This window comes from Streptomyces sp. NPDC087215 (genome assembly GCF_044744885.1).
Lineage (GTDB): Bacteria > Actinomycetota > Actinomycetes > Streptomycetales > Streptomycetaceae > Streptomyces.
On the sequence record NZ_JBIUZD010000003.1, the window covers coordinates 582473 to 595923 of the forward strand.

The 13451-nt window shown below is 74.2% G+C and carries 11 protein-coding genes and 1 pseudogene; 9 read left to right on the forward strand and 3 right to left on the reverse strand.

Annotation, left to right across the window (positions count from 1 at the left end; translation table 11 throughout):
* Positions 1–100: 100 nt before the first annotated feature.
* Positions 101–2506, reverse strand: coding sequence for a SulP family inorganic anion transporter (locus tag ACIO92_RS12165; RefSeq protein ID WP_402279921.1), 2406 nt, complete (start codon positions 2504–2506; stop codon positions 101–103).
* Positions 2507–2853: 347 nt separating this feature from the next.
* Between ACIO92_RS12165 and ACIO92_RS12170 the strand changes: the two genes are divergently transcribed.
* Positions 2854–4161, forward strand: coding sequence for a hypothetical protein (locus ACIO92_RS12170; RefSeq protein WP_402279919.1), 1308 nt, complete (start codon positions 2854–2856; stop codon positions 4159–4161).
* Between the two features lie 226 nt (positions 4162–4387).
* Here the strand turns inward: ACIO92_RS12170 and ACIO92_RS12175 are convergent, their stop codons facing one another.
* A complete protein-coding gene (locus ACIO92_RS12175; protein WP_366442025.1) occupies positions 4388–5374 on the reverse strand; it encodes an ATP-binding protein in 987 nt (328 codons plus the stop codon).
* Between the two features lie 102 nt (positions 5375–5476).
* On the opposite strand from ACIO92_RS12175, the gene ACIO92_RS12180 reads away from it, so the two are divergent.
* Positions 5477–6295: an oxidoreductase gene (locus ACIO92_RS12180; RefSeq protein WP_366442026.1), complete on the forward strand. Its 819-nt coding sequence runs from the start codon at positions 5477–5479 to the stop codon at positions 6293–6295.
* A 432-nt stretch (positions 6296–6727) separates the two neighbouring features.
* On the opposite strand, the gene ACIO92_RS12185 is transcribed toward ACIO92_RS12180, so the two are convergent.
* Positions 6728–7576 (reverse strand): HAD-IB family hydrolase, encoded by an 849-nt coding sequence (locus ACIO92_RS12185; protein ID WP_351785931.1) that lies wholly within the window; start codon positions 7574–7576, stop codon positions 6728–6730.
* A gap of 574 nt (positions 7577–8150) precedes the next feature.
* Between ACIO92_RS12185 and ssd the strand changes: the two genes are divergently transcribed.
* From ssd to ACIO92_RS12220, 7 genes and pseudogenes are all read left to right on the forward strand, one after another.
* A complete protein-coding gene (ssd, locus tag ACIO92_RS12190) occupies positions 8151–9260 on the forward strand; it encodes a septum site-determining protein Ssd (protein ID WP_366442027.1) in 1110 nt (369 codons plus the stop codon).
* The gene (locus ACIO92_RS12195) at positions 9257–10426 is read left to right on the forward strand and encodes a TadA family conjugal transfer-associated ATPase (protein WP_402279916.1); all 1170 of its coding nucleotides are present in this window, start codon (positions 9257–9259) and stop codon (positions 10424–10426) included. Before ssd ends, ACIO92_RS12195 begins: the two co-directional genes overlap by 4 nt.
* Before the next feature lie 77 nt (positions 10427–10503).
* On the forward strand, positions 10504–11454 hold the full coding sequence (locus tag ACIO92_RS12200; RefSeq protein ID WP_402280346.1) for a type II secretion system F family protein: 951 nt from the start codon (positions 10504–10506) through the stop codon (positions 11452–11454).
* Positions 11451–12215, forward strand: coding sequence for a type II secretion system F family protein (locus ACIO92_RS12205; protein WP_366442029.1), 765 nt, complete (start codon positions 11451–11453; stop codon positions 12213–12215). Before ACIO92_RS12200 ends, ACIO92_RS12205 begins: the two co-directional genes overlap by 4 nt.
* A gap of 375 nt (positions 12216–12590) precedes the next feature.
* Positions 12591–12803: a DUF4244 domain-containing protein gene (locus ACIO92_RS12210; protein ID WP_366442133.1), complete on the forward strand. Its 213-nt coding sequence runs from the start codon at positions 12591–12593 to the stop codon at positions 12801–12803.
* The gene (locus tag ACIO92_RS12215) at positions 12790–13137 is read left to right on the forward strand and encodes a TadE family type IV pilus minor pilin (RefSeq protein WP_366442030.1); all 348 of its coding nucleotides are present in this window, start codon (positions 12790–12792) and stop codon (positions 13135–13137) included. The genes ACIO92_RS12210 and ACIO92_RS12215 overlap by 14 nt, the downstream gene beginning before the upstream one ends.
* An 86-nt stretch (positions 13138–13223) precedes the next feature.
* Positions 13224–13421 (forward strand): annotated as a pseudogene (locus ACIO92_RS12220) (Rv3654c family TadE-like protein); the annotation flags it as partial.
* Between the last annotated feature and the right edge of the window lie 30 nt (positions 13422–13451).

Here is a 13451-nt window from a genome sequence, read left to right on the forward strand (position 1 = left end):
ATTGGTTTAGACCTATGAACCGGCGGGTGGGTGGTGGCCCCTCTTCCCGAGCGGTGGGAAAAGGGGCCACACAGTCTCACGGACGGGAGGAGCGCGGGGTTCAGGACGCGCGGACCCTCTCCCGGGGGCCGGTCGGCATGACCCGGGTGAAGACGTCGTCGTAACCGTGCGGCTCGTCGGGCTCGGAGAGCAGGTACGCCTGCGCCTCCCCGACGTGGAAGTACACCCCGTGCAGCGTCAGCGTGCCCTCGGCGAGGCGCCGCGCCACCGGCTCGTACTCCCGCAGGTGCTCCAGCTGCTGCACCACGTTGGTCAGACAGAGCTGCTCGACCGCGTCGGCGGGCAGCCGCCCCGCGATCCTGGCCCAGGCGTGCCGACGGCTCGCCATCCGCTCCAGACTGGGCCGCCCGTGCCGCAGCCAGCGGCGCAGCGGGCTCGTCGGCTGGTCGGGACCGCCGCCCAGCAGGGCCTGCATCGCGCCGCAGCCGGAGTGGCCGCAGACGGTGATCGAGTCGACTCCCAGCACGTCCACCGCGTACTCGATCGCCGCCGCCACCGAGTCGTCCCCGCTCTCCTCGCCGGGCCGGGGCACGAGGTTCCCGACGTTGCGCACGGTGAACAGGTCACCGGGGCCGCTCGATGTGATCATGCTGGTGACGAGCCGGGAGTCGGCGCAGGTCAGGAAGAGCTGAGAGGGCCGCTGGCCCTCCCGGGCGAGCCGTGCCAGCTCGTCCCGGACGAACGGGGCCGTGTTCCGCTGGAACTTCCCGATGCCACGGGCGAGCTGGAGCCCCGTCGAACTCCGGAAGCCGTCCGGCGCCGGAGATCCGGACTCCTTCCCCGGCGCCTCCGGGGGCTCCTCGCACTGGTGGTTGTGCCACGGGGTCCACGGGCGGCAGCAGGTCTGGGCGGTGGCCGTCGACGCGCCGGGCTCGGCGATCCGGACCCCGGACGGGCCGGTCGTCTCGACCGTGCCGCCGTGGGCGAGGTGCCCGGCGGTCCAGTCGCTCAGCGTCTCGTAGGCGGCGTGGTCCATGAACGAGCCGTCCAGCTCGACCACCACGTCCGAACCGGCCGGCAGCTGGTGCAGGGCCCGGCTCAGCCGGGGCACCGCGAGGAACGTCAACTGGCCCCGGACGCGCAGCAGCTGCCGCCCGTCCCGCTCCTCCAGAGCGATCCTGGTCCGGGCCAGCCGGTGCAGCGCGACCGCCACTGCCACGCCGATCCCGAGGGCGACGCCCTCCAGGAGGCCGATCAGCGCGACCCCGGTCAGCGTCACCGCGTAGACGACGACCTCACGGTGCCGGGTGACGGTACGGATGTGGGTGATGCTGACCATCTGGATGCCGACCACCATCACGAGCGCGGCGAGCGCGGGCAGCGGGATCAGATCGAGCACCGGCACCAGCAGCAGCGCCGCCAGCACGATCCACAGGCCGTGCAGCATCGTGGAGGCGCGGGACACCGCGCCCGCCGACACATTGGCGACGCTGCGGACGGCGACCCCCGCGACGGGCAGTCCGCCGAGCGCCCCCGAGACCACGTTGGCCGCGCCCTGACCGGCGAGTTCACGGTCGAGGCGGGAGCGCGGGACGCTGTTGCTGTGGTTGCTGTGGTTGCTGTGGTTGCTGTGGTTGCTGTGGTTGTCGCGGGCGGCGACGAGCTTGTCGACGGCGACGGCCGAGAGCAGCGACTGCACGCTGGTGACCAGGGTGATCGTGAGCACTCCGGCCAGGATGCCGAGGACCGGGCCCTCGGGCAGGCCGGGCAGCGCGTGGCTGCTCCAGGACGGCAGGTCCACCCGGGGGACGGCGAGCCCGGCGAACGCCGCCACCGCCGTCGCCCCGGCCACCGAGATGAGCGCCGCCGGGACCTTGCGGGAGAAGCGCCCGGTGCGGCCCGGCAGCCGGGGCCAGCAGAGGAGCACGGCGACGGTCAGGGCGCTGATGAGGAGCGCCCCCGGCCGGATGTCCGCCAACTGGGCGGGCAGCCCCAGGACGTTGTCCACGGCGGAGCTCTGAGGGGTCCCCCCGAGCACGATGTGCAGCTGGGCGAGGGCGATGGTGACGCCGATGCCGCCGAGCATCCCGTGCACGATCGCGGGCGAGACGGCGAGCGCGGAGCGGGCCACGCGGAGGGCGGAGAGGCCGAGCTGGGCGAGCCCGGCGAGGACCGTGATGGCGCAGGTGGTGCGCCAGCCGTAGAGCTGGATCAGTTCGGCGGTCACGACGGTGAGTCCGGCGGCGGGGCCGCTCACCTGGAGCGGGGAGCCGCCGAAGCGTCCTGCCACCAGGCCGCCGACGGCGGCGGCGACGAGGCCGGACTGGAGCGGTGCCCCGGTGGCGAGCGCGATGCCGAGGGAGAGCGGCAGCGCGATCAGGAAGACGGCGACGGAGGCGGAGAGGTCGGCGCCCGCGACACGGAAGCGGCGCGGGCCGCCCGGCGGGCTGTGGGGCCGCTGGACGCGGGGTCGGTTGGTGGTGCGGGCCGGGGTGGTGAGGGGCATGTCAGGTCTCCTCCGGGGCAGCGCGGTCGCGGTTCGTGCAGGGCGCACAGGTGGTTCGCGGCCGTGGATCACGGCGTGCGGCGGGGGATCGCCGACGAAGATCCCCGTCGGCACAAGGATCAACGCTCGGTAAACGAATCGTAATGGAGAGTAAAGATCATTGCCCTGTTTTCAGGGCAAACAGGGCAATGATTCACCTGTTCCAGTGAAGGACGAACGCATTGCCGCTTGTCGTTTCATCTCTTTGGTGCTCGTGGTGCGACGTTGACGCCGCCGACCCCGAAGCCCGCCCACGGCGGCCGGACGGCAGCACGGAGGCTCGCACGGAACCGAGGAGAGGTGGGCGGATGACTGCCGCCGGGAGAAGGACCACTGCCCAGAGGAAGGCGCTCGCCGCCGGTGCCCTCGCCGTCGCCCTGATCGGCGGTCTCGCCGGGTGCTCGGGCTCCGACGGCGCCGCCGCCAAGGGAGCCCCCGGCGGAGCGGGCGGCAAGAAGGGCCCCGCCGCCGCGCCCGGAGCGCCCCGCCTGATCGGCGACGGCTCCACCGCCTACACCGGGGCCCAGCCCCACCAGCCCGTCTGGCACCGCCTCAAGCCGGGCGAGACCCCGCCGCAGTTCGTCGTCTTCTCCTGGGACGGCTCGGGCGAGGACAGTCAGAAGCTCTTCTCCCACTTCCGTACCGTGGGCAAGAAGTACGACGCCACCATGACGTACTTCCTCAGCGGCGTGTACCTGCTGCCCGAGGCGAAGAAGGAGCTGTACGACCCGCCGCAGCACAGCCCCGGCCGCTCCGACATCGGCTTCAACGACACCGAGGGCATCCGCGCCACCGTCCGCGAGCTGCGCGGCGCGTGGCAGGAGGGCAACGAGATCGGCACCCACTTCAACGGACACTTCTGCGGGGCCGAGGGCGGCGTCGGCAACTGGTCCGTCGAGGAGTGGAAGAGCGAGATCAACCAGGCCAAGTCCTTCGTCAAGAACTGGAAGGGCAACTCCGGACTGCGCGCCGAGCAGCCGCTGCCCTTCGACTACGACAAGGAACTCGTCGGCGCCCGCACCCCCTGCCTCGAAGGCCGCAAGAACTTCGTGAAGGCGGGGGCGCAGATGGGCTTCCGTTACGACACGAGCGGCGTCAACGACCAGATCTGGCCCAAGAAGGACTCGGGCCTGTGGGACCTCTCCCTCCAGCTCGTGCCCGTCCCCGGCCGCGCCTTCGAGACGCTCTCCATGGACTACAACTTCATGGTCAACCAGTCCCCGGGCACCACCCAGGGCGACCCGTCCCAGCGCGAGTACTGGGGCGACCAGATGCGCGACGGTCTGGTGGAGGCCTTCCAGCGCTCCTACCGGGGCAACCGCGCGCCGCTCGTCATCGGCAACCACTTCGAGTCCTGGAACGGCGGCGTCTACATGCGCGCCATCGAGGAGACCATCGCCAACGTCTGCGTGCAGAAGGACGTCAAGTGCGTGTCCTTCCGGCAGCTGGCCGACTGGCTGGACGCCCAAGACCCGGAGGTCATCGCCAAGATGCGCACCCTGAAGGTCGGTCAGGCCCCGGCGGGCGGCTGGAAGACCTTCCTCGCCTCCCGTCCGGCCGCCCCGGCGGGCGCGACCGTCCCGGCCCCGGGAGCCCCGAAGCCCGCGAGCCACTGACCGGACCGCACGGGCCGCTGACCCGAGCCGCTGACCGATCGGGCCGCTGACCCGCCGTGACACGGGGCCGACCGCGGGCCCCGGGCCGACTTCGGTGGCCGGGGCCCGGGGTCGGCCTCACGGATCCTGGGCCGGGCGCCGGGCCGGGCTCTGACTCGGGCCTCCGGAACGGGGCTCCGGCCCGGAGCCCCGTGGGCGGCTCTGTCCCGCCCGGCGCTCCGGGATGTCAGCCGAGCTGGGAGGCGGTCAGCGGTTCACCGAGGACGAAGCCGGGGTCGACCTGCGCCGCCAGGTCCGCCCCGGTCCTCTCGTTGCCCCAGCTCTCCGCGTTGCGGAGATGGAAGTGGACCATCTGACGCGTGTAGCGCTCCCAGTCGCGGTGGACGTACGAGTCGTCCGCCGCGTCCTGGAGGGCCTGGAGCGCCATCCGGTTCTCCGCCTCCAGGAGCTCGAACCGGGCCGGTCGGCCCTTCTCCATGGCCCGCACCCAGTCCGAGTGCCCGACCGTCACGAGCAGGTCGTCACCGACCTCCGCGCGCAGGAAGTCGATGTCGTCCTCGCCCTGCACCTTGTTGCCGACGACCTTCAGCGCCACGCCGAAGTCCCGTGCGTACTGCTTGTACTGGCGGTAGACCGAGACGCCCTTGCGGGTCGGCTCGGCGACCAGGAACGTCATGTCGAAGCGGGTGAAGAGCCCGGACGCGAAGGAGTCGGAGCCCGCCGTCATGTCGACGACCACGTACTCGTCGGCACCGTCGACCAGGTGGTTGAGGCAGAGCTCGACCGCGCCGACCTTCGAGTGGTAGCAGGCGACCCCGAGGTCCGACTCGGTGAAGGGCCCGGTCGCCATCAGACGGATCTCGCCGTCGTCCAGCACGACCGGCCGCGCGCACGCCTCGTACACCGGGTTGTCCTGGTGGACCCCCAGCAGCCGCGAACCCTCCCCGGGGGGCGTCGTCTTGATCATCGTGTCGGCCGAGGCGATCCGCGGGTTGGTGCCCCGCAGGTACTCCTTGATCAGTGGCAGGTGCGCGCCCATCGCGGGCAGCGCGGCGGCCTCCTCCTCGGACAGGCCGAGCGCGGCGCCGAGGTGCTGGTTGATGTCGGCGTCGATGGCGACGACCGGGGCTTCGTTGGCTGCGAGATGACGGATGAAGAGCGAGGACAGCGTGGTCTTTCCGCTGCCGCCCTTCCCGACGAAAGCGATCTTCATGTTCACCTAGCGTAGCGGTACGGAAGCGGCCCGTGGTCGGGGTGCGTGAAGAAGACCACTCCAACGTGGGGCGGACCGTCGGGGCGCGTAGCCTCCCTACTTATGAGTACGCACGCCTCTGACCCCTTGGCCGCCCTCGGCTCCCTGCCGGGCGTCGCCGACGCGGTGGACTCCGTACGCAAGGCCGTCGACCGGGTCTACGGCCATCGTGTGATGCGCCGCCGCAGCAACGAGATCTCCTCCGAGGCGGCTCTGCGCGGGGCGCGCGGCTCGGCCGCCCTGTCCGGTGCCGACTGGGCCCTCGAAGAGGTCCGCCGCCGCACCGACTTCGGTGCTGACCCCGAGGCCCGCACGGTCGGCGCCGCTCTGCGCCTCGGCGCCGAGGCGGGGCAACTGCTCTCGATCTGGCGCCAGTCGCCCCTCCGGGTGCTCGCCCGGCTCCATCTGGTCGCCGTCGGCGTGCCGGGCGACTCGGTGGGGCGTCCCCGACTGGACGGCGAGCGGGCCGACGAGCCGCTGGTCGACGCCCCGCTGCCGACGCCCGCCGAGGTCGCGGCCCGGCTCGACGCACTCGGGGAGCTGATCGTCGCGGGCAGCGGAGCCCCGGCCCTGGTGACGGCGGCCGTGGTGCACGGCGAACTGCTCGCCCTGCGCCCCTTCACCTCCCACAACGGCCTGGTCGCACGGGCCGCCGAACGGATCGCGCTGGTCGGCAGCGGCCTCGACCCCAAGGCGGTCTGCCCGGCCGAGGTCGGCCACGCGGAACAGGGACCGGACGCCTACCGCGCGGCGTTCGAGGGATATCTGTCGGGGACCCCGGAGGGCGTCGGCGGCTGGGTCGCGCACTGCGGGCGCGCGGTCGAGCTGGGAGCCCGTGAGTCGACGGCGGTCTGTGAAGCGCTTCAGCGCGGCGCGGCCTGACGGACGCGGCACGGCCCCGTTCGTCGGGGCGCGGGGCCCCTGAAGGGGGATGCGGAACCGGAGCCGAACCGGGTGGCGGACGCCCGGTCACCGAACGGTTTACGGGCTTCTCCGCAGGCCCGGAAAAGGGTTGCGGCGGTACCCGTTCCGGTACCGCCGCTGGCACGTCCGCCCAGTTACCATGCGTCCTCGAATATGTGCCCATCAGGCCGGGAACTTTGCCCGTTGCCTGGTGCGGCTGGCCCGTAATCGACGGGTCGACGTCGCGTGGGTGCTCGGTTTCTGTGCTAGGTCCGTGGGGCCTTCATGCTCAACAGGTGATCCTCTCGGATGTCCTTGGTCTCGCGGGCCTGATTCCTTTCTACTCCTGTCCCGCAGGAAGCGAAAGTGGTGGCCGTACTTCTCCACCGCTCCACTCAAATTCGGGCAAAGTCATCCGCGAGCCGATGTGAGAGCCGCCTGCCGACGCCGGGAGGCGTACCAGACGAGTCCGGCGCCCACGGCCGCCGCACCCACCGCGGCGGCGGCGACGAGCGTGGGACGCGGTGGCATCCGGAATGCGGGAAGCCGCTGCTTCAGCCGAACCGGCTTCTCGAAGACGAGAACAGGCCATTCCCGCGCCGCCGCCTCACGGCGCAGCGCCCGGTCGGGATTGACCGCGTACGGATGGCCGACGGCCTCCAGCATGGGGACGTCGGTCGCCGAATCGCTGTACGCGTAGCAGCGCGCGAGGTCGTAGCCTTCCGACTCCGCCAGTTCCCGGACGGCCTCGGCCTTCGTCGGGCCGTAGGCGTAGTACTCCACCTCGCCCGTGAAGCAGCCGTCCTCGCCCACCACCATGCGGGTGGCGACGACCCGGTCGGCCCCGAGCATCTCGCCGATCGGCTCGACGACCTCGGCGCCGGAGGTCGAGACGATCACGACGTCGCGGCCGGCGGCGTGGTGCTCCTCGATGAGGGAAGCCGCTTCGTCGTAGATGATCGGGTCGATCAGATCGTGAAGGGTCTCGGCGACGAGCTCCTTCACCTGGGCGACGTTCCAGCCTTTGCAGAGCGCGGAAAGATATTCACGCATCCGCTCCATCTGGTCGTGATCGGCTCCGCCCGCCAGGAAGACGAACTGGATGTACGCCGTCCGCAGGGCGGCGCGGCGGCTGATCAGTCCGCCACGGTAGAAGGACTTGCTGAAGGTCAGCGTCGAGGACTTCGCAATGACCGTCTTGTCCAGGTCGAAGAAGGCGGCTGCGCGCGGCAAGGAGTGGTTTTCCACAAGCCCGAGCATAGGTGCCCGCCATTCGGCGTACGCTGGGGCGCGTGGGTTTGCCTGAGAAGCCTCTCGGGTACACCATGGAAGTCACGGATCGTTCGCGACCGTGCTACGCCGGTCCGGCTCCTCCCCCCCCGAGTCGGCCCGGCAAAGACGACCCCCGCTCTCCCCCCCGGCGGGGGTCGTCGCATGTCCGGAGCCGTTTTCGCGCGGTGGGACATCGTCTTCCTCCTTCCTCTCGACCGCTGGCCGCTACTTCGGCCGATGCTCACCCGGGACTTGATTCCTCACTCACGGTAACCGGTCGGCCTCGTTCCGGGCAGCCCCCGGGCGGGTGGCGAAGTTATTCACAGGGCTTGGGATATCCCCAGTTTTTCAGCGGGGTCCCCAGGATTTCCGGTGCGGCCCCACGGTGATTCCTGTCGCGAAGTCCGCGGCCGACAGGAATCACGAGAGGGGGCGTGCCATGACGCCATCCGTCAGGACCGCCGGGACCGGGAGCGCGCGGGGCGGGACGGGGAGCGCGCTGGACGGGCTCGGGAGTGCGCGGGGCGGGGCCGTGCGGGGCAGGACCAGGAGTGCGCGGGGCGTGGCCGGGGCCGTGCGGGGCGTGGCCGGTGAGTCCGGCGTGGGCGAGCCGCGCCGCCCCGGGCCGCTCATCGTCACCGAGGACCTCGGGCTGCTCGACGATCTGCTGCGGCTGTGCGCCGCCGCCGGAGTGGAGCCCGAGGTGCATCACCGGGTGCCCGAGCGCCGGGCGAACTGGACCGATCCGCCGCTGGTCCTGGTCGGCGACGACGTGGCGGACCACTGCCGGGGCGCGGCCCGTCGCCCCGGGCTCGTCCTCGTCGGCCGTGACCGGGACGATCCGGAGGTCTGGCGGCTGGCCGTCGGCATCGGCGCGGAGTGCGTGCTGCGGCTGCCCGACGCCGAGACCGTCCTGGTGGACCGCATCGCGGACGCCGCCGAGGGGGTCGGCCGCCGGGCGCTGACCGTGGGGGTGGTCGGCGGCCGGGGCGGCGCCGGTGCCTCCACCCTGGCCTGCGGGCTCGCGCTCGCCGCCGCGCGGACCGGGCGGAGGGCCCTGCTCGTCGACGGCGACCCCCTGGGCGGAGGGCTCGACGTGCTGCTCGGGGGCGAGCGCGAGGACGGCAGGCGCTGGCCGGACTTCGCTGCCTCGAAGGGGCGGCTGGCCGGTGGCGCCCTGGAGGAGTCCCTGCCGTCCGTGCGGGGCGTCCGGGTGCTCAGCTGGGGCAGGGAGCCCGCCGCCCCGGTGCCGCCCGAGGCCGTCCGGTCGGTGCTCGCCGCCGCCCGCCGCCGGGGCGGTGTCGTCGTGGTCGACCTGCCGCGCGGGACCGACGCGGCGGGCGCCGAGGCCCTCGCCCAGCTCGACCTCGGACTGCTCGTCGTGCCGGGGGAACTGCGGGCGGTCGCGGCGGCCCACCGGGTGGCCGCCGCACTGACCGTCGGAGTGCGCGACCTGCGGGCCGTGGTCCGGGGGCCCTACGCCACGGGACTCGACGAACGGTGGATCGCCGACGCGCTGCGGCTGCCGCTGGCCGGGGAACTGCCCTACGACCCGGGGATCGTGGCCGATCTCGACGCGGGACTGCCCCCGGGCGCCGCACCCCGTGGACCGCTCGGCCGGTTCTGCGACGCCTTCTGGGCGCACGCCCTGGCCACTGGCGGTGCGGCATGACCGGGATCGCGGGTGCGGGCGGTACGGCGCTGCTCGACGCGGTGCGGCAGCGGCTCGCCGCCAGCGGGGCCGAGCCCACCCCGGCCCGGGTCGCCGCCGCCCTCCGCGCCCAGGGGCGGCTGCTCGGCGACACGGAAGTCCTCGGCGCGGCGGAGGAGCTGAGGTGCGAACTCATCGGGACCGGGCCCTTGGAGCCACTCCTCGCCGACCCCGCCGTCACCGACGTCCTCGTCTCGGCGCCCGACCGGGTCTGGGTGGACCGGGGGACCGGCCTGGAGCGGGTGCCGGTGTCCTTCCCGGACGCCGCCGCCGTCCGCCGCCTCGCCCAACGGCTCGCCGCGGTGGCCGGCCGCAGGCTCGACGACGCCCGGCCCTGGGTCGACGCCCGGCTCCCCGACGGAACCCGGATGCACGCGGTGCTGCCCCCGGTCGCGGTCGGCTCGACCTGTCTGTCGCTCCGGGTCGTCCGCCCGCGCGCCTTCACCCTGGAGGAACTCACCGCGGCGGGCACCGTACCGCCCGGTGGCGCCCCGGTGCTGCGGGCCCTCATCGACGCCCGGGTGTCGTACCTGGTCAGCGGTGGGACGGGCACCGGGAAGACCACGCTCCTCGCCTCTCTGCTCGGCCTGGTGGGCGAGCGGGAGCGCATCGTCCTCGCCGAGGACTCGGCTGAACTGCGGCCGGACCACCCGCACGTGGTGCGTCTGGAGGCCCGGCCCCCGAACCAGGAGGGCGCGGGTCTCGTCACCCTGCGGGACCTGGTCCGGCAGGCCCTGCGGATGCGGCCCGACCGGCTGGTCGTCGGCGAGGTCAGGGGCGGTGAGGCGGTGGACCTCCTCGCCGCCCTGAACACGGGCCACGAAGGCGGCTCGGGCACGGTCCACGCCAACACGGCGGCGGACGTGCCGGCCCGGCTCGAAGCCCTGGGGACGGCCGCCGGGCTCGATCGGGCCGCCCTGCACAGCCAGTTGGGCGCGGGCCTGTCGGTCGTGCTGCACGTGGCGCGGGACGGGGGCGGACGGCGACGGATTGCCGAGGCGCACGTCCTGGAGCGGGACCGCGAGGGCCTCGTCCACACGGTTCCCGCGCTGCGATGGGGCCCCTCCGGGTTCGAACGCGAGCGGGGCTGGGGGCGGCTGCGGTCGCTGATCGGAGGGGGAGCGTGATGACGACCGACCCGGAGTCGGTACGGGCGCTGGCCCAAACGGTCGCGGACATGGATCGGGTACGGGCGCTGTCCTGGATGGCGGCCGACCCCGATGCCGTACGGGCACTGGCCCAGTCGGCGGCGGCGCTCTGTGCCGGATCGGCGCTGTGGCTGTGGTGGACGGTCGGACGGCGGCGCGGTGCGCGCCGGGCGCGAGCGGTCCTCGCGGGCGGCACCCTGGACGGGCTGGACGGGCTGGACGGGCTCGGCGGGGTCGACGGGGTCGACGGGAGTGGTGGGTGGTCGCCGTTCCGGCCGGAAGGCGGATGGCGGGCCTGGGGCGTCCGCCGGTGGGCCGTGGCGCGCGGTCGGCGCGCGTGGCTGTGCCTGCCGGTCGCGGGGGTCCTCGCCTTCCTCGGAGCCTCGCCGTTGCCCCTGGTCGCGGGCGCCCTCGCGGTGCCGCTCGTCGGGCGGTGGCTGCGGGCCGCCGGACGCCGGAAGGAACGCGAGGCGAGGGCCGGGCGGGTGGTCGCCCTGTGCGGGGCCCTCGTCGGGGAGCTGAGAGCCGGATGGCAGCCCGCGCAGGCCCTGTCCTTCGCGGCCAGGGAGACGGGCGCGCTGGGCGGCGAGGAGGCGGCGGTACTGGCGGCCGCCAGGTTCGGCGGGGACGTACCCGAGGCGTTGCGCGCGGCGGCGGTCCGGGACGGCGCCGGGGGACTCGCGGGGCTCGCCGCCTGCTGGCAGGTGGCCGTGGACGGCGGCGCGGGCCTGGCCGCCGGTCTCGAACGGCTCGAAGCGGCCCTGCGGGACCACCACGAACAACGGGAGCGGCTGCGCGCCGAACTGGCCGGGGCCTGGGCGACGGTGGTGGTCCTCGCACTGCTCCCGGTGGCGGGGATCGGTCTCGGGGCGGCGCTCGGCGCGGACCCCCTGCGGGTGCTGCTGCACACCCCGGCGGGCCTCGGCTGCCTCGCCGTCGGCGGCGCCCTGGAGGCGGCCGGACTGTGGTGGGCCGCGCGGATCGTCCGGGGAGGGGAGCGGACATGAGCGACGCCGTACGGCTGGGGGTACTGCTCGCGGTGCTGCTGGCGGGTGGTGCGCAGGGCGCCCGGCACTGGAGGGACGGGCGGCGGGAGCGCGGGACGCGACGGCGGGCGGGCGCCCTGTTCCCGCCGGTGGCGCCCGCGCGGCAGAAGGGGCGGTCCGCGCCTTCGGGACGGCTGCGGCACGGGGCCGTGGCCCTCGGGGCGGCCGGTCTCGGCTGGGTGCTCTGCGGAGTGCCCGGCGCCCTGCTCGCCGGAGCGGTGGTGGGGGCGGGCGCGCGGCGGTGGCTCGTCCCACGGGAGACCTCGTCGGCCGACGATGAGGCCGCGGCGCGCGACCTGCCGCTCGCCGCCGACCTGCTGGCCGCCTGTGCGTCGGCCGGAGCGGGGCCGGGCGAGGCGGCGGAGGCGGTCGGCCGCTCGCTGGGCGGCCCCTTGGGCGAGCGGCTGTGCCGTACTGCGGCGGAGTTGCGGCTCGGTGGTGAACCGGCGGAGGTGTGGGGGCGGTTCGGGGCGATACCGGGAGCCGAGGGGCTGGCCCGCTGCATGGAGAGGGCCGGCTCTTCGGGGGCGCCCGCGGCGGAGGCGGTGGCCCGGCATGCGACGGCGCTGCGCGCGGCCCGGACCCGCGTGGCGGTGACCGGGGCGCGCAGGGCGCAGGTGCTGATCAGCGCCCCCGTGGGTCTCTGCTTCCTGCCCGCCTTCCTGGCGGTGGGGGTGGCCCCGGTGGTGATCGGCCTGGCTATGGGCCTCCTGAGCGGATGAGCGGTCGCGACGGAGCGACGGCAGGACGGTGCGCACAGCCGTCGTGATGACACGGCTGCCATGCCGGCACGACGGCGACGACAGCAAGCACGAGGAGACCACGACATGACGGAAAACGGACGATTCGAGGAGAACGGCATGACAGTCGGCAAGGGCGGGACCGTGGGCACGGGCCGGAGGACGGCGACAGCGGTCCGTAGGGGCCGAACGGAGGGCGTGGCGGCCGAGGCGGCCCGGAAGACGGGCACGGCGGAGGTCGCGCCGAAGACGACGGGCACGCCGAAGACGACGGGCACGGCGGAGGTCGCGCCGAAGACGACGGGCACGACGGAGGCGACGGGTGCGGCGGAGGTCGGTCCGGGTGGGGCGGGTCCGGTGGGCGCGGCGCGTCGGGCGGGGCCCGGTGGCTGGTGGCGGGCGCGGCTGGGGGCGGTGCGCGGGGACGCGGGGATGACCACGTCCGAGTACGCGGTGGGGACGATCGCCGCGGCAGGGTTCGCCGCGGTGCTCTACAAGATCGTGACGAGCGGGGCGGTCTCGGGGGCGCTGGAGTCGGTGATCGGGAAGGCCCTCGATGCGCCGTTCTGACCGGGGTTTCGTGACGGTGGAGGCGGCGCTGGTGCTGCCCCTCCTCGCGCTGTTCACGGTGACCCTGCTCTGGGCACTGGCGGCGGCCGCCGCGCAGATCCGCTGCGTGGACGCGGCGAGGGCGGGCGCCCGGTCGGCGGCCCGCTCCGAGCCGGTGGCGACGGCGGAGGCGGTCGCGCGGGCCGCCGCGCCCGAGGGCGCCCGGGTGGCGGTGACGCGGTCGGGGGAGCTGTGGCGGGTGACGGTGGAGGCGGCGGCCCCGGGCCCCGGCGGCATGGGGCTCACCCTGCGGGCGGACGCTGCGGCGCTCGCTGAGCACGGAGGCACACCGTGACGGCCGGGCCCCGGCACCGTGGAAGCGGCGGCGACCGGGGTGCGGCGACGGTGTGGGCGGCGTTCGCGGCCTGTGCGCTGTGCGTGGTGTTCGGGGCGGTGCTCGCGCTCGGGCAGGCGGTGGCAGCCCGGCACCGGGCCGGTGGGGCTGCCGATATGGCCGCGCTCGCCGCCGCCGACCGGGCGCTGTGGGGCGAGGCCGAGGCGTGTGCGACGGCCGCCCGGGTGGCTGCCGCGCAGGGTGCCGAAGTGGTCCGGTGCGGGCTGCGCGGCGAGATCGCCGAGGTCACGGTCCGGGCGGCCTTCGGCCCCTAC